Annotated in this window: 20 protein-coding genes; 10 read left to right on the plus strand and 10 right to left on the minus strand. The window is 43.5% G+C overall.

Annotation, left to right across the window (positions count from 1 at the left end):
* Positions 1 to 370: 370 nt before the first annotated feature.
* From ureA to IM450_RS04335, 3 genes are all read left to right on the plus strand, one after another.
* On the plus strand, positions 371 to 673 hold the full coding sequence (ureA, locus tag IM450_RS04325) for an urease subunit gamma (RefSeq protein ID WP_002738360.1): 303 nt from the start codon (positions 371 to 373) through the stop codon (positions 671 to 673).
* Positions 674 to 692: 19 nt separating this feature from the next.
* Positions 693 to 1,019 carry an urease subunit beta gene (gene ureB / locus IM450_RS04330; RefSeq protein WP_045356217.1) on the plus strand — a complete coding sequence of 109 codons (327 nt, stop codon included), beginning with the start codon at positions 693 to 695 and terminating at the stop codon, positions 1,017 to 1,019.
* Between the two features lie 81 nt (positions 1,020 to 1,100).
* Positions 1,101 to 1,976 carry an S-methyl-5'-thioadenosine phosphorylase gene (locus IM450_RS04335; protein ID WP_287668110.1) on the plus strand — a complete coding sequence of 292 codons (876 nt, stop codon included), beginning with the start codon at positions 1,101 to 1,103 and terminating at the stop codon, positions 1,974 to 1,976.
* A 454-nt stretch (positions 1,977 to 2,430) separates the two neighbouring features.
* On the opposite strand, the gene IM450_RS04340 is transcribed toward IM450_RS04335, so the two are convergent.
* Positions 2,431 to 3,387 carry an RNA polymerase sigma factor, RpoD/SigA family gene (locus IM450_RS04340; protein WP_002802747.1) on the minus strand — a complete coding sequence of 319 codons (957 nt, stop codon included), beginning with the start codon at positions 3,385 to 3,387 and terminating at the stop codon, positions 2,431 to 2,433.
* 608 nt (positions 3,388 to 3,995) lie between these two features.
* Between IM450_RS04340 and IM450_RS04345 the strand changes: the two genes are divergently transcribed.
* Both IM450_RS04345 and IM450_RS04350 read left to right on the plus strand, forming a co-directional pair.
* Complete coding sequence (locus IM450_RS04345; RefSeq protein ID WP_104396341.1) at positions 3,996 to 4,634, plus strand: LON peptidase substrate-binding domain-containing protein; 639 nt, start codon at positions 3,996 to 3,998, stop codon at positions 4,632 to 4,634.
* 222 nt (positions 4,635 to 4,856) lie between these two features.
* Positions 4,857 to 5,459 (plus strand): Crp/Fnr family transcriptional regulator, encoded by a 603-nt coding sequence (locus tag IM450_RS04350; RefSeq protein WP_002802746.1) that lies wholly within the window; start codon positions 4,857 to 4,859, stop codon positions 5,457 to 5,459.
* 15 nt (positions 5,460 to 5,474) lie between these two features.
* Here IM450_RS04350 and IM450_RS04355 read toward each other — a convergent pair whose 3' ends face one another.
* Positions 5,475 to 6,368, minus strand: coding sequence for an ROK family protein (locus IM450_RS04355; RefSeq protein ID WP_002802745.1), 894 nt, complete (start codon positions 6,366 to 6,368; stop codon positions 5,475 to 5,477).
* Positions 6,369 to 6,801: 433 nt separating this feature from the next.
* Between IM450_RS04355 and IM450_RS04360 the strand changes: the two genes are divergently transcribed.
* The 3 genes from IM450_RS04360 to IM450_RS04370 are packed head-to-tail and all read left to right on the plus strand — an operon-like array spanning position 6,802 to position 8,273.
* The gene (locus tag IM450_RS04360) at positions 6,802 to 7,293 is read left to right on the plus strand and encodes a DUF29 domain-containing protein (protein ID WP_287668119.1); all 492 of its coding nucleotides are present in this window, start codon (positions 6,802 to 6,804) and stop codon (positions 7,291 to 7,293) included.
* A gap of 13 nt (positions 7,294 to 7,306) precedes the next feature.
* Complete coding sequence (locus IM450_RS04365) at positions 7,307 to 7,795, plus strand: DUF29 domain-containing protein (protein ID WP_287668123.1); 489 nt, start codon at positions 7,307 to 7,309, stop codon at positions 7,793 to 7,795.
* A gap of 13 nt (positions 7,796 to 7,808) precedes the next feature.
* The gene (locus IM450_RS04370; protein WP_287668125.1) at positions 7,809 to 8,273 is read left to right on the plus strand and encodes a DUF29 domain-containing protein; all 465 of its coding nucleotides are present in this window, start codon (positions 7,809 to 7,811) and stop codon (positions 8,271 to 8,273) included.
* Positions 8,274 to 8,311: 38 nt separating this feature from the next.
* On the opposite strand, the gene IM450_RS04375 is transcribed toward IM450_RS04370, so the two are convergent.
* The 5 genes from IM450_RS04375 to cobN form a co-directional block, all read right to left on the minus strand.
* A complete protein-coding gene (locus IM450_RS04375; RefSeq protein ID WP_287668127.1) occupies positions 8,312 to 8,692 on the minus strand; it encodes a DUF7682 family zinc-binding protein in 381 nt (126 codons plus the stop codon).
* A gap of 207 nt (positions 8,693 to 8,899) precedes the next feature.
* Positions 8,900 to 9,952 (minus strand): phosphotransferase, encoded by a 1,053-nt coding sequence (locus IM450_RS04380; RefSeq protein WP_287668129.1) that lies wholly within the window; start codon positions 9,950 to 9,952, stop codon positions 8,900 to 8,902.
* Between the two features lie 215 nt (positions 9,953 to 10,167).
* Positions 10,168 to 10,866, minus strand: a complete 699-nt coding sequence (locus IM450_RS04385; protein ID WP_002802740.1) for a DUF4276 family protein — start codon at positions 10,864 to 10,866, stop codon at positions 10,168 to 10,170.
* 4 nt (positions 10,867 to 10,870) lie between these two features.
* The gene (locus tag IM450_RS04390; RefSeq protein ID WP_002802738.1) at positions 10,871 to 12,160 is read right to left on the minus strand and encodes an AAA family ATPase; all 1,290 of its coding nucleotides are present in this window, start codon (positions 12,158 to 12,160) and stop codon (positions 10,871 to 10,873) included.
* 74 nt (positions 12,161 to 12,234) lie between these two features.
* Entirely contained in the window at positions 12,235 to 15,852 is a 3,618-nt protein-coding gene (cobN, locus tag IM450_RS04395) for a cobaltochelatase subunit CobN (protein ID WP_287668134.1), read from the minus strand.
* A gap of 402 nt (positions 15,853 to 16,254) precedes the next feature.
* On the opposite strand from cobN, the gene IM450_RS04400 reads away from it, so the two are divergent.
* Complete coding sequence (locus IM450_RS04400) at positions 16,255 to 18,456, plus strand: hybrid sensor histidine kinase/response regulator (protein WP_287668136.1); 2,202 nt, start codon at positions 16,255 to 16,257, stop codon at positions 18,454 to 18,456.
* 593 nt (positions 18,457 to 19,049) lie between these two features.
* Here IM450_RS04400 and IM450_RS04405 read toward each other — a convergent pair.
* From IM450_RS04405 to IM450_RS04415, 3 genes are all read right to left on the minus strand, one after another.
* Complete coding sequence (locus IM450_RS04405) at positions 19,050 to 19,166, minus strand: photosystem I reaction center subunit VIII (RefSeq protein WP_002737043.1); 117 nt, start codon at positions 19,164 to 19,166, stop codon at positions 19,050 to 19,052.
* Between the two features lie 56 nt (positions 19,167 to 19,222).
* Positions 19,223 to 19,705, minus strand: a complete 483-nt coding sequence (locus IM450_RS04410; protein ID WP_002802734.1) for a photosystem I reaction center protein subunit XI — start codon at positions 19,703 to 19,705, stop codon at positions 19,223 to 19,225.
* Between the two features lie 328 nt (positions 19,706 to 20,033).
* On the minus strand, positions 20,034 to 20,444 hold the full coding sequence (locus tag IM450_RS04415; protein ID WP_002802733.1) for a universal stress protein: 411 nt from the start codon (positions 20,442 to 20,444) through the stop codon (positions 20,034 to 20,036).
* Between the two features lie 163 nt (positions 20,445 to 20,607).
* On the opposite strand from IM450_RS04415, the gene IM450_RS04420 reads away from it, so the two are divergent.
* Positions 20,608 to 21,816, plus strand: coding sequence for a phosphoglycerate kinase (locus IM450_RS04420; protein ID WP_287668139.1), 1,209 nt, complete (start codon positions 20,608 to 20,610; stop codon positions 21,814 to 21,816).
* Positions 21,817 to 22,214: the final 398 nt, after the last annotated feature.

Here is a 22,214-nt window from a genome sequence, read left to right on the forward strand (position 1 = left end):
AGCAATCGCTTAATTTATAATACAATTACTGGAGACCTATTTTTTGATGGGGACGGGACAGGTACAATAGCAGCCATTCAAATTGCAACTCTTAGTTCTAAACCCACTCTTACCGCCTCTGATATACTTGTATTAGTTTAAGGTTAATTCTGTGTCCTCTGTGGTTTTTATTAGATAAAACAACAGAACCAATTGCCGACCGTTTTTTAGCCAGAGGACTGAATGACCTTCCTAGCAAGACTTTTGAGTATTTTCCCCAATCTTCATCAATAATGCTGGCTAAGTAAATAAAATTTCACAACTCGATCGCTACAAATATCCGGCCAACAACTACAATAACCCTAGCATCTGTGTGAAAAAAGGCCTATCTATGCAACTTTCGCCCCAAGAAAAAGATAAATTACTCATTTTCACGGCGGCACTGCTCGCCGAAAGACGCAAAAACCGTGGTATCAAGTTAAATTATCCCGAAGCGATCGCCTATATTAGCGCCGCCATCCTCGAAGGTGCTAGGGAAGGTCGTAGCGTGGCTGAATTGATGAGTTACGGTACTACTTTATTAACTCGCGAGGAGGTAATGGAAGGCATCCCGGAAATGATTACGGAAGTGCAGATCGAAGCGACTTTTCCCGATGGTACTAAATTAGTTACCGTTCACAATCCCATTCATTAACAGGAGATTTTTAGCAGTTATGATTCCTGGAGAAATTATCACACCATCCGGAGCGATCGAGATTAATGTCGGTCGCGACACCCTGCGTATTTCTGTGGCTAATACAGGCGATCGACCGATTCAAGTGGGTTCCCACTATCATTTTTATGAAGTTAACGAGGCCCTGGAGTTTCAGCGCGAATTAACCAAAGGAACCCATCTGAATATTCCTGCGGGTACATCAGTTCGATTTGAACCGGGAGACACGAAAGAGGTGGAGTTAGTTGCCATCGCGGGAACTGAAGAAATTTATGGCTTTAATGGTTTAATTAATGGTTCTCTCAAAGGCAAGAAAAAGAAAAAGTAAGGCTTGATGGAAAAATTATCACAGTTCGATCGCTCAATTGTGGTAACATCAAGGCAACGATAACTAATTCTTTCCAAGACTATGACGACGGTAAAAATTGGCATCATTGGCGGCAGTGGTTTGTATAAAATGGATGCCCTCAAGGATGTGCGGGAAGTATCCCTCGATACTCCTTTTGGTTCTCCTTCCGATGCTTTAATTCTCGGGACTTTAGAGGGAACAGAAGTCGCATTTTTAGCGCGTCATGGCAGAAATCACCATTTTTTACCGACCGAATTACCCTTTCGAGCTAATATTCACGCTCTCAAACAATTAGGGGTTGAATATATTATTTCCGCTTCGGCCGTTGGTTCCCTAAAAGCGGAAGTTAAACCCCTAGATTTAGTCATTCCCGATCAATTTATTGACAGAACTAAAGAGAGAATAGCGACTTTTTTTGGGGAAGGAATTGTTGCCCACGTTGCCTTTGGCGATCCCATTTGTCCGCAATTAGCCGAAATTTTAGGGGATGCCGTCGCTAGTTTAAACCTACCGGAAGTTACCCTGCATCGGGGCGGTACATATCTCTGTATGGAGGGACCAGCTTTTTCTACTAAAGCGGAATCAAATCTCTATAGAAGTTGGGGCGCAACCGTGATCGGTATGACCAATTTAACCGAGGCAAAATTAGCCCGAGAAGCGGAAATCGCCTACGCTACCTTAGCCCTAGTTACCGATTATGATTGTTGGCATCCCGATCACGATCATGTCACGGTAGAAATGGTGATCGAAAATCTACACCATAACGCTATTAATGCCCAAAAAGTTATCCAAGAAACGGTGCGCCGTCTGGCAGCTAATCCTCCCGTTTCCGTCGCTCATTCTGCCCTTAAATACGCTATTCTTACCCGTCTAGATTCTGTTCCCGTCGCCACTAAAGAAAAATTAGCTCTCCTGTTGAAAAAATATCTTGAATAAGTAGGGCTTGCTGAATAAATCTAAAAACCTTGTTGGGTAAGACTTTTAGACTTTTTGTCAATCAAAAAGTCCCAGTTCTGGGAGAGATAGGGGGAAAATTCTGGGACTTTTTCTCTGAAAATTAGGTAATTGACCAGATGAGAATCGGTAAAACCCTACACCCCACACCCCACACCCCACACCCCACACCCTGTCCCCACGAAAAACTTTTTCAGCAGACCCTAAGTGGAGAAATAGCCGAGAAAAGTCGCCGATTAATCTAGAAATGGGTCATTTTTCTCGCTGTGATCCAGACGATCAATTTGACCCTTAACGAAGGCAGGGGGCGGTCGGCAGGGGGCAGGAGGCAGTATTCAGGAGTCAGGAGATAGGAGATTATTTTATTTATTCTCCCCACACCCCACACCCCACACCCCACACCCTGCCTCCACCAACAAACTTTTTGCCGCAAACCCTAACTAGCTAGATATTCTCTAATGTTAGCTCGGCGTTTTCTCAATTTGGCGATCGCTTCTCGTTCGATCTGACGGACGCGTTCACGACTGATATTGAGTCGAACGCCAATTTTTGCTAGGGTGAGGGGCTGCCCATTATCTAAACCAAAACGCAGACAAATCACTTCTTTTTGTTGAGGGGTGAGGTCTGCCATCAGTTTTTCCAAATCCACTTGCAGGGAAGAATAGGCAGTGTAATCTTCAGGGGAAAGTCCCGTATCTTCCAAGAGTTCCCCTAATTCCGTGTCTTGATTGTCCCCCACCTTTAAGTCAAGGGAAAGGGGTTGACGGGACCTTTCCAAGTAGTCTCGCACCTGTTTGGGAGTTAGGTCTAATTCCTCGGCTAATTCGGCAATGGTGGCAGCGCGACCTTTATCTTGAGCTAGTTGACGCTGGGCCTTTTTGATTTTATTCAGTTTTTCGGTAATGTGGATGGGCAGACGGATGGTGCGACTTTTTTCTGCGATCGCACGGGTGATGGCTTGGCGAATCCACCAATAGGCATAGGTGGAAAAGCGATAGCCTTTGGTGGGATCGAATTTTTCCACACCTCTTTGCATCCCAATGGTTCCCTCTTGGATGAGATCTAATAGATCTAGATTGCGTTTTAGGTATTTTTTAGCGACGGAAACCACTAGACGCAGGTTCGCTTCTACCATCTTGCGTTTGGCGAAATCCCCTGCCCCCAATTCTCGACGTAGTTGTTCTTCACTAATTTCCGCCGCTTCTGACCACTGGCGATCGCTGGGGTCGCTGCCGAGTTTCGCCTTTAGGGATTCTTTGATTTTTTCCAGAAAAATTAATCTTTGTACCTGTTTCGCGTAGAGAATTTCTTCTTCATGGGTGAGAAGGGGAACTCGGCCAATTTCTCTGAGATAGGCGCGAACTGGATCGGTAAGGTTTTTCGAGGTTTTCATGAGTGCGCGTCGGTTGAGGGTTGATATTCAGGGATTGATGGCGTTTTTCAGATTGCTTCCCCAGGGCAATAAAGGAGATGCTATCAGAGTTTTTTCTCGTTTTGTAAAGAGATAAGTGAGTGGTTACTCAACTATAGAGAGAAACCTCATTGACTATTTAATTGCCTCTATAGTCCTTTTTTTGGCTAGATATAGAGTTTTTGGGCATAAATGGCAAGTAGTAAGAACATTGGTTATTTAACCAATATTACAACAATTATTAAATATTGTAAAGTTTATGAGAGAAAAAACAGTCCCTCTCAGAGAAGAACCAATGAAGATGAGGTTTGAGTATCTCTACTCATAGATTACCCAAAGGTTTCCGCTCGGAATGCAATCTAGATGACAAAATCAGCAATTTTCTCATTTAGCGATCGCATATCCAGCGGTGAGGGAATTATAAATTATGAATTATGAATTATGAAGTGGGAAGATGGGGGAGCAGGGGAGCAGGGAGAAAAAGCTGACGACCGACGACAGACGACTGACTCCCGGCTATTGACCTTGCCTAGCGGTTCAGGGGGGATTGTGTAAAAATAAGAGAAGATCGGTTTTTTTTTACTAAACCTATGGCCACTTCTTCCATTGCCGTTAGAGAATTACCTCTCTTTCCCCTACCCGAAGTTGTTTTATTCCCGGGTCGTCCCCTGCCCCTGCACATCTTCGAGTTTCGCTATCGGATTATGATGAATACGATATTGGAAGAAGATCGCCGTTTTGGGGTCTTAATGGTAGATCCTGCCACCGGAGAAATCGCTAAAGTGGGCAGTTGTGCGGAAGTTGTCCGTTGTCAACGTCTTCCAGATGATCGCTTAAAAATTCTCACCATCGGTCAACAGCGCTTCCGTGTCCTAGAATACGTCCGGGAAAAACCCTATCGCGTCGGTTTAGTGGAGTGGATTGAAGATGTCCCCACCACCCAAGATCTGCGACCTCTGGCCACAGAAGTGGATCGACTGCTGCGGGATGTGGTTCATCTCTCAGCCAAATTAACCGCTCAAAAAATTGAACTCCCTGACGATTTGCCCAGTCTTCCCCTGGAATTATCCTACTGGGTGGCGGGTAATCTCTACGGTGTGGCCGGGGAACAACAAGCTTTATTAGAAATGCTCGATACAGTCAGTCGTCTCCAACGAGAATCGGAAATTCTCACCTCGACCCGCAATCATCTGGCCGCTCGCACGGCTCTTAAAGATGCTTTAAATTAATGATCTGTAGGTTTTTCAGCTGCGGGAGAAGGAAATGGGGAAGTTATTTCAGTGAACAGTAATCAGTGAACTGATAACTCACATCTGAAAACTGATGACTTACCCACTGATAACTGATCACTGATAACTGATCACTGTTAATCTGGGGATTACCTAATGTTTACCTTGATACAGTAAAGTGGGGTTAAAATTGCTATCCCCTCACCCAGGAGAACTTTGATCATGTTGCTGACCTATAATCCCAGCGTCTCACCCTTCCGAGAAGACTATAGCGAGAGTCGTCGGCTCCATTTTTATGATCGCGGGGAAAATATTCCTCTGGTGGTTGATGGAGTCTGGCAAGTTTATCGGGGTATGGCGCAACTAAGTCAAGTATCTGAGAGTGGAGAGGAAATTTTACTAGGCTGGGTTCATTCATCCCAGTTTTTCGGCTTAAATTTGACCCATCTAGAATCCTATCACGCCAGAGCCTTGTCGGAACTGTACCTAAAATGGTACACGATCGCCGAAGTAGAAAATTCGGCGGAATTAACTAGGATGATGTTAAATCAAATGATCCGTCGTCAACAACAAACAGAATCCCTACTGGCGATCGCAGGACTGAAACGAGTGGAGGAACGTCTCCAGCAGTTACTACAGTTATTAAAGCGGGAAATGGGAGAACCAATCGCCCAAGGCAGTCGTTTAAAGATACGTTTAACCCATCAAAATCTGGCCAATGCTATCGCTACCACGAGAGTAACGGTGACGCGTTTGTTAGGCGAATTTCAGCGTCAGGGATGGGTGAGTATCGATGGCGATCGCCATTTAATTATTCACGATTAAGTCAGACAATTTTAGTCAGATACCGCCCACTAATTGCCAAGCTAATTTAGCAGCCCCCACCATCCCAGCGCGATTACCTAACTCGGCCGTTAATACCTCTAATCCTTCTCTGGAACTAGGTAAAACCCGTCTTTCGATTTCTGCGAGCAGAGAGGGAAAGAAAAACTTAGCACTGGCGCTAATGCCGCCGCCGATAATTACCGCCTCTGGGGTGAGAACATAGAGTAAACTGGCGATACCAGCCCCCAGTAAACAACCGTAACCCTGCCAGAATTCTAAAGCCTCTCGATCGCCTTTTTCGGCCAATTCCGCCAATTGCTTCGGTTCTTTGCCAGTCATCCGGCGAATAGCTTGCAGGGAGGCGTATTGTTCTAAGGAACCCTGATTACCGCTATTGCACAATGGACCGTCAAAATTGAGGGTTATTAAGCCTAATTCTGCGGCCGTTCCCTTGCTGCCGACAAATAAGTTACCATCGAGGATAATTGCCCCTCCTACTCCCGTCCCCAAGGTCAACAGGATCAAGTTTTGAAAGCGTTTGCCCGCTCCTAACCAAGCTTCCCCTAAACCGGCACAATTGGCATCATTGGCTAAAATTGTCGGCATTCCCGTACTTTCTTCTAACCAATCGGCGAGGGGAATATCCCGCCATCCTGCCAAATTAATCGCTATTTTGGCAATTCTTCCCTGAGCATCCGCTGGCCCTGGCGTTCCCACACCGATGGCTTGACAACTTTTATCCAAATTTACTTGACAAATGCCTTGATGTATGGTAAGGGCGACTTCTTTGGGTGTAGCGGGTTGGGGAGTGGGCAAGGTGAGAGATTCGATACAATTGCCCTCTTGGTCAAATTTACCAATTTTAATAGCCGTTCCACCTAAATCGACACCTATTACTGTTTTCACCATCGGGCTTTCCTTGTTACTCTGGGAGTAGCTAGGTTTATTATCACTCTTTTTGGCAGTTTTTTTCGCGGTTAGATGTGATTGAGGATAATTCAGCTAAACCGGCAAAACTAGCTAATTGATTAGCCCAAATTTCTCCTATACTTTGGACACCGGCAGCTTAACTCCTGATTTTTTCCCATTTTTAAGTAGGTAGGCGTTAAAAATTATCCGATGCCCCCCTTATCAAGGGGGATCCCCCCGCCTATCGGCACCCCCCTTATCAAGGGGGGCAGGGGGGATCGGCACCCCCCTTATCAAGGGGGGATTAAGGGGGGATCGGCACCCCCCTTATCAAGGGGGGATTAAGGGGGGATCGGCACCCCCCTTATCAAGGGGGGCAGGGGGGATCGAAGCTAAAATCCATTTTTAATTTAATTATAACCAGCTACTTAAAATGATGAATATTACCATCCCAAATCTCTACGATAGCGATTATCAACTTTGGTTAGAAAATACTATCAACCAATTACGTCAAGGCGATTTTCAATCGGTAGATTGGCCGAATTTATTAGAGGAGTTAGCCGATTTGGGAAAAAGTGAACGACGAGCATTAGAAAGTTTATTAACTCGACTTTTAGAACATTTACTGAAGTTAACTTACTGGCAATCCCAACGGGATTATAATCAAGCTGGATGGAAAAAAGAAATTCGCAATTTTCGGATTCAGATCAAAAAAATTCTCAAAGATAGTCCCAGTTTAAAGTCCTATTTAAGGGAAATTTTGCAGGAATGTTATCTCGATGCTCGCAATCTGCTTATTGACGAAACCCAATTAGATGCTAGTATTTTCCCTCTGGAAGTGTTAGCTAATCTAGAGGAGATTCTCGATGAAAATTGGCTGCCTAATTGGGAAGCTATCAGCAATAATTCTGAAAAGTGCAATTAAGGAGTAAAAAATCATGAATATTACCATCCCAAATCTCTACAATAGCGATTATCAACTTTGGTTAGAGTCCACTATCAACCAATTACGTCAAGGCGATTTTCAATCGGTAGATTGGCCGAATTTATTAGAGGAGTTAGCGGATTTGGGAAAAAGTGAACGACGAGCATTAGAAAGTTTATTAACTCGACTTTTAGAACATTTACTGAAGTTAACTTACTGGCAATCCCAACGAGATTATAATCAAGCAGCATGGAAAGGGGAAATTAGAACCTTTCGGAAACAAATCAAGAAATTACTGAGAGATAGTCCCAGTCTCAAACCCTATTTATCCGAGATACTTGAGGAATGTTACAGCGATGCTCGGGAGATAATTATTGATATCACCCAATTAGATGCCAGTATTTTCCCTCTGGAAGTGTCAGCTAGTCTAGAGGAGATTCTCGCTGAAAATTGGTTGCCTAATTGGGAAGCTATCAGCAATAATTCTGAAAAGTGCAATTAAGGAGTAAAAAATGATGAATATTACCATTTCAAATCTCTACGATAGCGATTATCAACTTTGGTTAGAGTCCACTATCAACCAATTACGTCAAGGCGATTTTCAATCGGTAGATTGGCCGAATTTATTAGAGGAGTTGGCAGATTTGGGAAAAAATAATCGACGAGCGCTTAAGAGTCTCTTAACTCGACTTCTAGAACATTTACTGAAGTTAACTTACTGGCAATCCCAACGAGATTACAACCAAGCGGGATGGAAAAAAGAAATTAGAAATTTTCGCCTACAAATTGCTGATCTTTTAGCAGATAGTCCCAGTTTAAAGTCCTATTTAAGGGAAATTTTAGCAAAATGTTATCTCGATGCTCGCAATCTGCTTATTGACGAAACCAAATTAGATGCCAGTATTTTCCCCTTGGAAGTGTTAGCTAGTCTAGAGGAGATTCTCGATCAAAATTGGCTGCCGGATTTTGGGGAGACATAAACAGCGATAAATCTTCCCAAGCAAGCTAAAGATTAGCTTCACCTACCCGGTTTACAGACATTATAGTCCTCGTGAGAGATCACCGCCTCCGGGACGAGGAGATTGCCGTAGTCGCGACAGATGAGGCGATAATTGCGGGTAACGGGGATACTGATAATAAAGCGATCGTGTCGCAATCGTTTACCGTGGAAATCTCGATAATTGCGGTGATCTTGCAATCCTTGCAGGATTTCCCTAGCTTTAAGTACGACATTTTTCGGTAATTCCCGTAGATCGATCGGATCTTGGGAAAAAGTGGCTTCCCAAGCATTTTTTTGACGTTTTTTTTCTTCCCAAGCGGCATCTAGTTGAGCGCAATGATGGCAGACTTGGCCATAACCCTTGTGACCACAGGGAAACTTTTTCTTTCTTCTGGACATAATAACCATCTGTCTGTGAGCCTGTCAGAGAGTATTCAAAAGCGGTAAAGCTTGCTTCACTTTTGGCAGATGGAGAAGAAAGTCTTTACCTAGTGATTATCTATACTTACCAGCATACAGGGATCGATACCTCGTTTGGCCATTGACCAGCAAGAAAGTTGATCTTGGTTAGTTAGGGCCTGCTGTCACCAACAGGATTAAGGCTGCTTAGAATAATTCCCATTCTTGGGTTCTTAAACGTTTGAGAATGGCCAAACGGCTACTAAAATAATTGGCGCAGAGACGACTATAATCGGTTAAACGCAGATTATTTAAGCTAATTGACCAAGACCAAATATAGGCCGCTTGGGTGAGATACTGAAGACAAGATAATTCACCATCAGTTAAAGGCACTGTTTGATCGTAACCTTGGATAAAACTGTGGCGAACCTGGCGATTTAAGCCGGATTGTAGGGAAACTTGCAGAAATTTAGCGATATCAAAAACTCGCCAACCATAACCGCACTGATCGAAATCAAATAGGGTCATCTGATTATCAGGGGTGATATGTACATTACCACTATGAGGATCGCCCCAACAAATGCTCCAATAGGGAGATTCTGTCGGTAATTTGGCGGTTTCTTCCTCTATTTCCCCAATGGTTTCTAAAACACAGTCTAGGTCCCTCGGTCGTTGGTGCAGAAAAGGTGCAATAATTTGCAGGGAATCCTCGAGAAGATATTTGAGGTTGAGGGGATGACGATAGGCTAGGGTTTGAAAATCTGCTGTCACCCGATGTAAATTAGCCACGATCGCCCCTAAGTGATAGGCTTGTTCTATATCTATATCCCCAATAGCAATTCCCCCAGGGGCATAGGGAAAGAGGACGGCGTAACGTTTCCCTTCTGGGGCATTAATTTCTAGGGATAAATCACCGTTTTTGCTGCGAATTGGTGCGGCGACGGGAACCTGAGAGTGATCGAGATAATCTAATAATTCTAACTCGAAGTCGATTTCCATTTTGCTGCGCCAATGGCAGTGAGATACGCGCAAAATGTAGGGAGTTGTCAGGGTTTCGAGGAGATACACATCACTTAAACCCCGATGCCAAAATTGACAATTTTTCGGTACATCAATCTCGTAACGAGAAAAAACTAAATCTGCTAGGGCAGCAGGAGCCAGAGTGGAGTAGAGTGTGGGAAAAGTCCATTCTCCAGTGCGAAAATTGGCAGCGGGAGAACTAGAAGGCAGTAAATTGAGCGAAGCCTGAAAAGTCGTCACGGTTCCCTCCCGATGCAAGTATGGACAACGCTCGCATCATCCTATTTTATAGGCCACATATATTACAAATTGGTTCGATCGCTCCGTATATTTCGCTACATTCCTCTGTAAGTTATCAGATTTGAGTTTTCAGCACCCACAGCAGTTATCTGAATGGTGAGATGGGAAGTTTTCGTTTTGGGGAGTCGGTCGTTAATACCAAATTAGGTTACACTTCATCTTGATGAGAAAGTCTGTACTAAAGTTGTTGATTCTTCCTGACTGAGATGACGTAGTTTATTCCGAAAATAGCCAAAGCTGGGCGATCGATTAATATCCACATTCATCTGAGGAGAAATATTTTCTGCCCAGACTGTTTTCTCTTGACCCACAGAAGCTCCACCTAACTTAGATAATTGTTTCGCTCCACCTCTGTATATAGCATCTGCCAGTTTTTCCCAAGTACCACAGATACTATCATTAATATAGGAATCCAAGATAGCACTTTTGGCCTGGGGATAAGCAATTTTTATGGCATTAATATCACCTAAATACCAAGCTTCTCCTTCTTCAATAGCAATACAGAAGTAAATTTGGGATTGGATAGCAGATTTTTCCAGACAATTGCTTAATTCCTGTCGAAATTCCCGAAAACATCGATTATCCAGATCGCAAACCACAATCAGCACAGCAGCATAATTATCAGGGTAACTAGAAAAAGTTTTATCATATCCTTGAATCAGTTTAGGTAGTCGCTCAAGAAGAATCCGTTTACTAGGATCGGAAACAGACTGTAAGTCTCTGGGAATATGACCACTGCCTTTATAGGAATGAACCCTAAATGTATGACCTGCATTCATGTCAATAATCTTAGGAATTAGAATATCAAGTGCTTTTTTTCCCGACAAATCCTCGACCAAAATTTCAAAGTGCATGACCTTATCTCTCATCTAAGTAATCACTATACCAAAGACTACCAAGGGGCAATCCTTCTGAGACGAGATTCTTAATTAAAGGATTGTCACTAGCCCGTTTAATCCGAGAAAAACCATCATCACCCTTTTCCAGAATCCAAACTTCTTCTGGCTGGAGAGCATCAACAAAATAAGGTTGATGAGTGGTGATAAAAATTTGAGAACGTCCTCTCTGTCCTGTGGCGTGTTTTCTAAATTCTTGAGCCAAGGTTTCTAATAGTTTATGGTATAAGCCGTTTTCTGGCTCTTCAATACAGATAAATGGCGGTGGAGAAGGGTCTTCTAACAGTAAGAGATAGGCGAATACTTTTAAAGTACCATCGGACATTTGCTGTACATAAAATGGGTCTTGGAATCCCCGATCATTAAATTTTAATAATAGTCGATTATCGGGACTTTTTTCGGTGCTAATTTTTTCTATACCCGGTATCTTATGAGAAATACTATTAAGTATATTCTGAAATTTCTTGGAATGCTCTCTTTCCATAAACTGCACCACATTACCGAGATTATCTCCATGGATATTCAGATGTTTCTGGGGTCCGGCTAGGGGCAAACTTCTGGCCGCATCGGGAGTAAAATAGCTGAGATACCATCCCTCAATAAATCTCCGAAATAGGGAAATTCTCGGATGCTGTTTGAGAGAACCTAACGTAGCAATTCCTAGTTTGCGCTTATCATTCAGTTCCACTAACTCGGTTTCCTTGCTTTCCTCATCAGCTTCTCGTTGAATTTTTTCTATTAACTTAAGTAAATCAAAATGGTCTTGACCTTCTTCTACTTGTTTCCCTTCTTCTTCTCCTTTCCAGACGATTCCTTTCCCTTCATCGAGGATTAAAAATGAAAAAGGCCATCCGGTCTTTTGACATTTTCTTCTCTGTCTGAGTCTTTCTTTTTTTACATAAGGTCTATTATCCGTATCTAGATCAATAGCTAATTCATAGGTAATTGGTCGGGAATTGTAATCTTCTTTGTAATAAATCTGAAATTCAATGCTTCCTTCCTGACCCTGGGAACGAAGACGCTCAAACCCACCCCGACCTCGCGCATCACAAGCTTCTTCTACTCCTCCTTTAAGACAATCAGATAAAAAACCGAACGCATCAAAAAGTGTGCTTTTTCCCACACCATTTTTGCCGATAACGGCCGTCATCGGTGTCAGAGAATCTCGATTTTGAGTATTCCATAACTTGCCCAGGGTTATATCCTTGAGCGCTCGATAATTTTTAATCCTCAATCCCTCAATTCCGGCCATTATTTAGTCCCGTTTCTCATTACTAAAGTAATTTGAGCAATTTCTTGATAGATTGATTCTAGACCAGTTATCAATTACTGACCCGATTCGATCGCTCCTTCGGCCTCATGGACAATTGCTCTCAATTGATCTAAAGTTTTCTGGTCCACCTGCGTCCATAATCCCCGTTGTTGAGCCTCTAATAATCTTTCGGCCATATCTCGCAATGCCCAGGGGTTTTTCTCCTGAATAAATTGTTGTACCTTGTGGTCAAATAAATAAGCTTCGGCTACCCCCTGATAAATAAAATCCTCCACTAGGTGAGTAGTGGCAGAGTAGGCAAAAATATAATCTACGGTCGCAGCCATCTCGAAAGCACCTTTATAGCCGTGTCGCATCACTCCCGCTATCCATTTGGGATTAACCACTCGCGAGCGGTAAACGCGGCGAATTTCTTCCTCTAGGGTTCTGATGCGGGGATTTTCCGGGCGGGAATGATCACCAAAATAGGTGACGGGATTTTTGCCGGTTAATGCCCGGACACTGGCAGTTAAGCCGCCTTGAAACTGATAGTAGTCATCGGAGTCGAAAATATCGTGTTCTCGATTGTCCTGATTGTGCAGCACTATCTCTAATTCTTGCAGTCTATTTCTCAATACTTCCGGTAAAGAATGGGCAGTTCCTTGGCTATCATAGGCATAACAACTCCAGTTAATATAAGCATTAGCTAAGTCTTGATCATTTTGCCAGTTTTGTGACTCGATTAACCCCTGTAAACCGGCCCCGTAAGCACCAGGTTTGCAGCCAAAGATTCTGGCAGTAGCTCTCAGTTTCGCCTCTTTTTCTCCTAAGCCCTGACTTAGCCAAAACTCCCTCTCTGTCTTCACTTTCGCCGCTAAAGGATTAATTTTTTCTTCTTCCTCTTGACAAGCTACCGCATTTATGCAAGAATTAAGAAGATGTAGTATGCTGGGGAAACTGTCCCTAAAAAAGCCCGATACCCGAACAGTCACATCAATACGAGGACGGCCTAAGCTAGACGGGGTAAGGATTTCAAACCCGACCACCCGACGGAAAAAACCATCCCAAAGGGGACGAATTCCCAGTAAAGCCATGGCTTCGGCCACATCTTCGCCACTATTTCTCATCGTCGAAGTTCCCCAGATAGAAATCGCCAAAGTGCGGGGATATTCGCCATTTTCTTGGGTATAACGTTCAATTAGTGCCTCTGCGGCCTTTCTTCCCACTTCCCACGCGGTTTCTGTGGGGATTGCGCGGGTATCGACAGAATAGAAATTTCTGCCGGTGGGGAGAACATCGGGACGGCCGCGGGTAGGAGCGCCAGAAGCACCACTGGGGACGTATTCGCCAGCGAGACCTTTTAAGAGATAGATAAGTTCATCGGGGGTTTGTTTTAAAGCAGGAATTAACTGATTTTCTAGCCAAACCAATTCTTTTGCCGTATTTTCGCCTACAGGTTCAATTTTCCGGCTAATTAAATCCTGAGCGAGACCTTCCAGATAAGTAGTAGTATCGTTATATTCCGTCAGGGGGTCGCAGTCGAGATGGAGGTCAAGGGCAAGGGAACGGGTTAAACCGGGGCGGTCGGGACTGGGAGAACGGGCGATCGATTGGATTAAATCAATTAACTGCTGACCCTGGGGACATTGACCGAAGATATGTAAACCGTCGCGGATTTGTGCTTCCTTGAGTTCACAGAGATAACCATCCACGAGGGTGAGAAATTGACCAAAGGAGGCGCTAATCGTGCCTAGCTCTCGATCGAGATTAGTTTTCGCCACCAGGTCGTTAATCCGCTCGCGAATCAGAGCTAAACGAGAAGGATCAAGAGATTCTGCCTGATAATATTCATCGATGAGAGACTCTAACTTTTCCCAATCCCCATACAATTCCGCTCGCGTCATCGGGGGGGTGAGATGGTCGATGATAACAGCTTGGGAACGTCTTTTAGCGCTGGACCCTTCTCCGGGGTCATTGACAATAAAAGGATAAAAATTCGGCAGCGACGAGAAAGCAATTTCGGGATAACAATGGGGAGAAAGAGCGAGACTCTTCCCGGGTAGCCATTCTAAATTGCCGTGTTTACCGAGATTAATCACAGCAGTGACTTGGAATTCCTGTCGTAACCAATGGTAAAAAGCGAGATAGCTGTGGGTAGGTTCCAGGTCGGGGGAATGATAATTAAGAGTCGGGTCAAGGTCATAACCGCGAGAAGGTTGAATACCGATAAAGACATTACCTAACTGGAGGCCCGGGATAGGAAAATCCTCGTCCGGATGTCCCCAACGGTCAAGCAGAGCGCTTTGATTATCGGGGGGAAGGGAGGAGAAATAATCTAGATATGCTTCTAGGGAGAGAGATTGATAGATAGGTTTTAATTCCCTTGTCTCCAGGTCATTAGTGATACCGGAAATAAGCAATCGCATTAATTCATCACTATGGTCGGGGAGGTCGGTGAGGGTATAACCTTGGGTTTGTAGTGCGCGAAGAATTTCCAAACCACTAGCGGGAGTATCTAAACCGACTCCGTTAGCGATACGACCATCCTTATTGGGATAGTTGGGGAAAATGAGAGCAATTTTTTTCTGGGAGTTGGGAAGGGAGGAGAGTTGACAATAGTTTGCGGTTAAATCAGCGACAAAATCAACCCGGTGGGGGAGGGGTTGATAGATAACTATTTCCGTTTCTAGTTTGGGATGTCGGGTGAGGACAGATTTAAAGGAAATAGCACGGGTGATAATTTTGCCATCCATTTCCGGTAAAGCGATATTCATAGCCACATCCCGGGGGGAAAGACCTTGATAACCCTGTTGATAAGCTTCTAAACTGCTGCTGCTGAGGATAACTTGGAAGATGGGTTTATTGAGGGACTGCCAGAAGTGATGATTTTGTTTGTCTTCCGGTCGCTGGATAGAGAAGCTAGTGGTGTCGAGAATTAGGTCTGGGGGATGGTGGGAAAAGAGGGTTAATAGTTCCTCTTGCACTTCAATTTCCCGGAGAGAGGAGAGAAAGATAGGGACAGTTTCAATGTTTCTTTGGGTGAAAGCGCTGATTAAAGCATCGATAGCTTTGGTGTTACCCGCGAGATAATGGGAACGATAGAAAAGTATCCAAGTCCGTGCTTGGGGTTGGGATAGGGTTGTCTGGGAATAGATTCCCAACCTAGGGACAACCCCAGGAGGAGAGGGAGGATAGTCGAGATGGAGACAGGTATGCGCGATAAATTTAGCAGCATTAATCCAGTTATCTATCCCTGCTTCCGTGAAATAGCACCATAACTGGTTAACAGTAGTCAGGGAAGCATTGGAATGACTCATCAACTCTAAATCCGGTTTATCCTCTCCTGGGAGGACAAATAAAGTCGCACCAGTTTCCTCGACAATTTCCTTAACTACTTCCAACCCGTAGGACCAACTCCCCCGTCCCCCCAATAAGCGAAGAATAATCACTCTTGCTTGGGATAGTACCTTGTCCCCATAGTTATCGATACTGTATTGCTGCTGTAACTGCGATAAATTCAGGGCGCGAATTGCGGGAAAATTATCCGGTAGATGGTCGATAGCTGCCGCTAGAGTTTGAATATCGGTATCAGCCATGGTGAGGAGAACAATCGGGGCCGGATTTTGGTCAATAATAATCACCCCTTCGGTATCTGCTGTCCAACCACCCGCTTGGGGAGCAATTCGGTGCATAAGTTTTGAGAGTCAGGTTAAATAATGATTAGGTTTTGAGAATCAGGGTCTCGATCGAGGGATCATTCTTAGGTAGATAGAGATGATTATATCTGTCTGCGGCAATTTAAAGAACAGGGAATAGGGATTAGGGAATAGGGGATAGGGATTAAGCAAAATCTTCACTAAAACCCCAACACCCTAAAACCCCAACACCTTACTGATGACTGGGGTGTAGGGAAGTGGGGAAGTGGGGGAATTTCAACTAAAACCCTAAAACCCCAACACCCCACCACCCTATCTCCTGCCTCCTGCCTCCTGCCTCCTGCCTCCTGCCTCCTGATAACTGATAACTGATAACTGGTAACTGGTAACTGATGACTGATGACTGATGACTGATAACTGATAACTGATAAATGATAAATGAATGCTTCTCCCGCTTATGTTTGCTGTCAAGTGTTGTCATCTACTCACCTCCAACAAATTCGTTCTTGGTGGGGACAGTTGGCAATACAGGTGACAGCGCCGAGGATTAGTCTCAGTGAAAGAGAGCTGCCCCTAAAGACGGGGGAAATCTATCAACTCTTGCTTTCCACCGACCTACAAGTTTTATTGTTAGCCAGTCCCCAAGCACATAACTTTGAGTACGAAGTCCGCATTAGTTTTGAAGCGAACACGATTAAAAACTTTCTGCAAGGACTGTCCGTCAAGTCTCTCCACCACCCAAAAATTCAGCAGGGTTATCAAATTTTAAATCTGCCTCTATCCAATAATGTCAGCAGTTTTCAAAATAAAATTTTAGTCAAAATTCTCTCGATAATTTCTTCTCCGTCTGCAGAGGGGGGTTGTCCCCGCATCTTCTCCGTTTGTCAACCGGTAGAAGCTGCCCTATCCCAACAAATCCAACAGGAAAGATTATTAAACCAAGTCATCACCCAGATGCGTCAGAGTCTGGAGTTACCGGTGATTCTGGAAACCGTGGTCAGGGAAGCGCGGGAATTTTTGCAAGTGGACCGATTGTTAATTTATCAATTTTTCCCCGGTACCGGCGAGGGAAAGGGAAAAATAACTTCCGAGTCGCGCGTTTCTGACCAGATAAATTCCGTGTTAAATTTAACCCCCGAAGACGATTGTTTTTCCTATATTCCCCAATACAAGGAAAAGTATCGTCAAGGATTAATTCTGGCCGTGGATGATGTGGATGTTAACTATTCTTCTTCCTTCTGTTTGTCCGAATTTTTGCGACAACACCAAGTGCGATCAAAATTAATCGCCCCGATTGTGGTACAAGAAGAATTGTGGGGTTTATTAATTGCCCATCAATGTGGAGAAAAACGCCGATGGTTGCCGCAAGAAAAGAAATTTTTAGGTCAGATTGGTGAACATCTCGCCATCGCTATCTATCAAGCGCAATTATATTCTCAAGTACAGGAACAAAAAGATATTTTTGAACGCCGGGTAATAGAAAGAACCCAAGAATTACAAGATACTTTAATGGCCGCAGAAGCCGCTAACCTCTGCAAAAGTGAATTTTTAAATAATATGAGTCATGAGTTATTAACTCCCCTAACTTGTATTATCGGTTTGTCCAGTACCCTGCAAAAATGCTCGGCAGCTAATAATTTTTTACCTCCCGACAAACAAAAAAACTATCTAAAAGTTATTCAGGATAACGGCAATAAACTATTAGAATTAATCAATGATTTGCTTAATTTCTCGCAACTTTCGGCGGGGAAAGCTGTTTTAGATATTAAACAATTTTCGCTAAAATATCTCTGTAATCATGTTTTAGAGATTATTAAAACAGAGGCAGAGATTAAAGAAATTAATCTAATTTTAGAGATGAAAATAACCGAAAAAGAGCATTATTTTTATGCCGATTATGATCGAGTTCAGCAGATACTTTTATACTTGTTAAAAAATGCCCTGAAATTTACCCCCGAACAGGGTGCTATCACGCTGAGACTGTGGAAAGAAGGCAGTCAGGTCATTTTTCAGGTAGAGGACACGGGCATCGGCATTCCTGCTCAAAAAATACCGCTTCTGTTTGAAAAATTTACCCAATTGGATGGCTCTCGCAAACGTCGTTATGGTGGTGTGGGATTAGGATTGGCTTTAACTAAACAATTAGTGGAACTGCATCGCGGCACGATCGAGGTAGAATCTTGCTTAGATAAAGGTTCCATCTTTACCGTGCGTTTACCTCAACAAAAGCCTCCCAAATCCCAACCCCAACCCTCGGATAATAATCCCCATTTTAATCACCACCATCCCACTATAGTTTTGATTGAAAGTGACGAAGAAATTGCCAATCTTATTTGTGAGTTATTGATGGTGGCACATTATCAAGTTATTTGGTTAATTGATAGTGTCTCCGCTATCAAAAAAATTGAGATCGTGCAGCCAGGTATTATAATTGTTGATCGAAAAATGCCCGATATATATCATCTCTGTCATCTCTTAAAAAAATCCAGCCAAACTCAAGCCAGTAAAGTGCTAATCTTGAATGATACCCCCGAAATCAGCGTTAATTTCCTCGGTCGTCATGGCATTGACGACTATCTCCTCAAACCCATTCAACCCTCCCTCTTGTTGGAAAAAATCCGCTATCTAACCGCTTTATAAGTAGGGTTTGCGGCAAAAAGTTTTTCGTGGGTGTGGGGTGTGGGGTGTGGGGAGAAACAATTCATAACTTGAGAGTTAATCACACTATTAAAAAGGGATTTGGTATCATTTTTGTCAATCTACTAATTTGGGATTTTTCAGGGGAAACTTTCTCCTAAAATTGGGTGTGTTACTTTCAGTTTTATCACTCAATCCAAGCTTTTGGGGGGTTCTACCCCCCAAACCCCCCGCGCATTAGGTTAACTGTGAGATGCTTACAGGCGATTGTTCATATTTTTGTACTAATTTAAGAGTCACTGATAATTCTAAATCCGGTTATTAAAGACTGATTATTTATCCCCCCTTTTGCCTTTTGCATGAGTGCCTTTTGCCTATCTTCATAAGTAGCCTATACTCAACGGATTTAGTATAATTGCTGATTGTCGGTATTTCTGCAAATGTGGGATGCACCCTGGCCCCAGGGTGTGGGGTCTAGTGTTTTACCCATTTTCATCTGGTCAATTTTTTCCTTTTTCTTCAGAAAATAGAGCTTGAAAACTAACTATTAAATAGCTAATTTCCAAGCTCTTAATTGTAGGAATCCTAGAGCTAAATTAGGATTCACTCTCGATATAGATAAATAACAAACCCATAACCACGGCTGGCATTAACCAACAGACGATCGGGATTAAAATCCAAGGCAGATAAGAAGCTGCGTAGGCACCAGTCATGTCAAATGCTCCTAGAAAAAAAATAAGGAAATGATAACAGGTAGAAAAAGGGTTAATTATTGATTAAAAACCCCGCGCATGATGCCATCAACGACACCAAGATTTTCTAGGAGGAAATAGGCCACAAAAGCGCCACCCATACCACCAATAAAGAAACCGGCGGCGAATTGACTCCAACCCTCGGCCGATTGCAGAGGATCACCACTAGCGGCCTTACCTTGGAAGGAGACAAGACCATAACTAGCTAAACAACCCGTAGCCAAGAGAACCATGGCCAAAGCGGGGATTAAGCCGCCGAGATTAGCATATTCAGAGTCTCTCAAGGGACCCAGGACAACCCAGGGACCACCGAGGAAATAACCGTGGGCCATACCCACTTCTAGACCGCGCAGAATCGGAGCTAGACCGGGACGATAGGCAGGTAAGTTACCAATAAAAGCTTTGGTAAAACCAGAAGCGGAAATGGGGGTAGCTAGATGACCAATGAACGGATCATCATTGTAGGGTGTCACCACCTGTTTGTATCCAGTTTCAGCCATTGTGTTTGAGTTCTCCTTTTTCCGATCAACGGGAAAATTGATCATAAAACTTTAAGATTACACTTTAGGCCTAAGAATTACTTCAAGCAACCCCATCGATCGAGTTTTCAAGGGTTGACGGCTGAAACTCTCACAATTCGTTACATTTCTCTCAGAAGACAGGAGTGGGGAGTGGGAATTATGAATTATGAATTATGAAGTAGGGAGTGGGGGAGATGGGGAGCTTTGTTTCAGTGTTGCCAAAGGCACGGCGTAGCCGTCCAGTAAACAGTGAACTGACAACTCACATCTGATCACTGATAACTGATCACTGATAACTGGTCACTGATTAAGGGATAATCAACACCGGACAGGGGGCAAGGTTAATAACTTTGGTGGTGACGCTTTCGGACACGCCTTCGCCGGTTAATCCTAAACCGCGACAACCCATAACGATCAGGTGAGCATTAATTTCATCGGCCACATCACAGATGACAAAAGAAGGCATTCCCTCCCTTTCAATCATTTCCGCATTGATGTTAGCTTGGGCGAAAACCGCTCGCGCCGATTGTAACAATCTATCCACCGCTTCGATCGAACTCATCTTATCGTCGGCGGCAATTTCTCCGGTGGGTGTCGTTTCCACCACCGACAACAGCACCAAACGACTGTCAAAGATTTTGACTAATTCGATCACACTACTGGTAGCGTCACGACTTTCGCGGCTGTGGTCGATGGGAAATAAAATCGTCTCAAACATAATTAACAAGTCTCTCCAATCAAATTTTTCTGGGCAAATCGGTCTTGGAACTGCAAAACTGATCCCCAAATCTGAAATAATCTTTGTCAAAGTAATTGCCGCAAGTAGCGATACCCTGATTTAATCTTTATTGTACGGTAAGCAATCTAGGAGGTTATGGGCTGTGCCAAAAAAAACAGTAGCGAATTTGACAGAAGCCGATTTAGCGGGCAAACGGGTCTTAGTCCGGGTCGATTTTAACGTTCCCATGGACAAAGCCACTGGGGCAATCAGCGATGATACCCGCATTCGGGCGGCACTACCAACTATTGAGGATTTAATTAAAAAAGGGGCTAAGGTTATTTTATGCAGCCACATGGGTCGTCCCGACGGTCAAGTTAAAGAAAATTTGCGTCTGACTCCTGTGGCTAAACGTCTCTCGGAATTACTGGGCCAGGAAGTAGTCATGTGTCCCGATTGTATTGGTGAGGGAGTCACGGCAGCGATTAGCCAAATGTCTAACGGTCAAGTGGCCCTTTTAGAAAATCTGCGTTTCCACGGTGAAGAGGAGGCAAATGATCCCGATTTTGCCAAAAAATTAGCCGCTAATGCCGATTTATACGTTAATGATGCTTTTGGTACCGCCCACCGCGCCCACGCTTCCACGGAAGGCGTTACCCACTATCTCAGCCCCTCGGTGGCGGGTTATTTGATTGAAAAAGAGTTAAACTACCTACAAGCAGCTATTGAAACTCCCCAACGTCCCCTAGCGGCGATTATCGGCGGTTCTAAGGTTTCTAGTAAAATTGGCGTGATCGAAACTCTATTAGAAAAGTGCGATAAACTGCTCATCGGTGGCGGTATGATCTTTACTTTCTACAAGGCCCGCGGTTTAAGTGTTGGTAAGTCTTTGGTGGAAGAGGACAAACTGGAATTAGCCAAATCCCTGGAAGCGAAAGCTAAAGAAAAAGGAGTGGAATTCCTCCTTCCTACCGATGTGGTGTTAGCGGATAAATTCGATAAAGATGCCGAGTCCCAAATCGTCAAGGTCGAAAATATTCCCGATGGTTGGATGGGATTGGATATTGGACCTGAATCAGTTAAAGTTTTCCAAGAAGCTTTATCTAGCTGTAAATCTGTCCTCTGGAATGGCCCCATGGGGGTGTTCGAGTTCGATAAATTTGCGGCGGGTACAGATGCGATCGCTCACACTTTAGCCGATTTAACTGCTACGGGTACAACTACCATTATCGGTGGTGGTGACTCGGTAGCGGCGGTGGAAAAAGTGGGAGTGGCGGAAAAAATGAGCCATATTTCCACCGGTGGTGGCGCTAGTTTGGAATTACTCGAAGGGAAGGTTTTACCCGGTATTGCCGCCCTCGATGAAGCCTAATTATCTCTAATATATAAGGTTTAAACAAGGTGGGTGTTGCCCCACCTTTTTTTATGAATTATGAATTATGAATTATAAATTATGAATTATGAATTATGAATTATGAATTATGAATTATAGTCATTTCAATTAAGATTGAGAATATCAATGCTAGAGTTAATAAGGGTTTAACTGGTCTAGAGTGTATCAGACTTATCTGAAATGACTATAAATTATGAATTATGAATTATAAATTATGAATTATGAATTATGAATTATAGTCATTTCAATTAAGATTGAGAATATCAATGCTAGAGTTCATAAGGGTTTAACTGGTCTAGAGTGTATCAGACTTATCTGAAATGACTATAAATTATGAATTATGAATTATAAATTATGAATTATGAATTATGAATTAT

The sequence above is a fragment of the Microcystis sp. M083S1 genome (genome assembly GCF_020246405.1).
Classification (GTDB): Bacteria; Cyanobacteriota; Cyanobacteriia; order Cyanobacteriales; family Microcystaceae; genus Microcystis; species Microcystis aeruginosa_C.

Coding starts and splice junctions, on each gene's coding strand:
- IM450_RS04375 (WP_287668127.1), bottom strand. CDS start 8,692: ATGTCCAGAAGAAAGAAAAAGTTTCCCTGTGGTCACAAGGGTTATGGC.
- IM450_RS04410 (WP_002802734.1), bottom strand. CDS start 19,705: ATGGCTGAAACTGGATACAAACAGGTGGTGACACCCTACAATGATGAT.
- IM450_RS04415 (WP_002802733.1), bottom strand. CDS start 20,444: ATGTTTGAGACGATTTTATTTCCCATCGACCACAGCCGCGAAAGTCGT.
- cobN (WP_287668134.1), bottom strand. CDS start 15,852: ATGCACCGAATTGCTCCCCAAGCGGGTGGTTGGACAGCAGATACCGAA.
- IM450_RS04405 (WP_002737043.1), bottom strand. CDS start 19,166: ATGACTGGTGCCTACGCAGCTTCTTATCTGCCTTGGATTTTAATCCCG.
- IM450_RS04385 (WP_002802740.1), bottom strand. CDS start 10,866: ATGCACTTTGAAATTTTGGTCGAGGATTTGTCGGGAAAAAAAGCACTT.
- IM450_RS04340 (WP_002802747.1), bottom strand. CDS start 3,387: ATGAAAACCTCGAAAAACCTTACCGATCCAGTTCGCGCCTATCTCAGA.
- IM450_RS04345 (WP_104396341.1), top strand. CDS start 3,996: ATGGCCACTTCTTCCATTGCCGTTAGAGAATTACCTCTCTTTCCCCTA.
- IM450_RS04370 (WP_287668125.1), top strand. CDS start 7,809: ATGAATATTACCATTTCAAATCTCTACGATAGCGATTATCAACTTTGG.
- IM450_RS04335 (WP_287668110.1), top strand. CDS start 1,101: ATGACGACGGTAAAAATTGGCATCATTGGCGGCAGTGGTTTGTATAAA.
- IM450_RS04365 (WP_287668123.1), top strand. CDS start 7,307: ATGAATATTACCATCCCAAATCTCTACAATAGCGATTATCAACTTTGG.
- IM450_RS04400 (WP_287668136.1), top strand. CDS start 16,255: ATGAATGCTTCTCCCGCTTATGTTTGCTGTCAAGTGTTGTCATCTACT.
- ureA (WP_002738360.1), top strand. CDS start 371: ATGCAACTTTCGCCCCAAGAAAAAGATAAATTACTCATTTTCACGGCG.
- ureB (WP_045356217.1), top strand. CDS start 693: ATGATTCCTGGAGAAATTATCACACCATCCGGAGCGATCGAGATTAAT.
- IM450_RS04355 (WP_002802745.1), bottom strand. CDS start 6,368: ATGGTGAAAACAGTAATAGGTGTCGATTTAGGTGGAACGGCTATTAAA.
- IM450_RS04360 (WP_287668119.1), top strand. CDS start 6,802: ATGATGAATATTACCATCCCAAATCTCTACGATAGCGATTATCAACTT.
- IM450_RS04350 (WP_002802746.1), top strand. CDS start 4,857: ATGTTGCTGACCTATAATCCCAGCGTCTCACCCTTCCGAGAAGACTAT.
- IM450_RS04390 (WP_002802738.1), bottom strand. CDS start 12,160: ATGGCCGGAATTGAGGGATTGAGGATTAAAAATTATCGAGCGCTCAAG.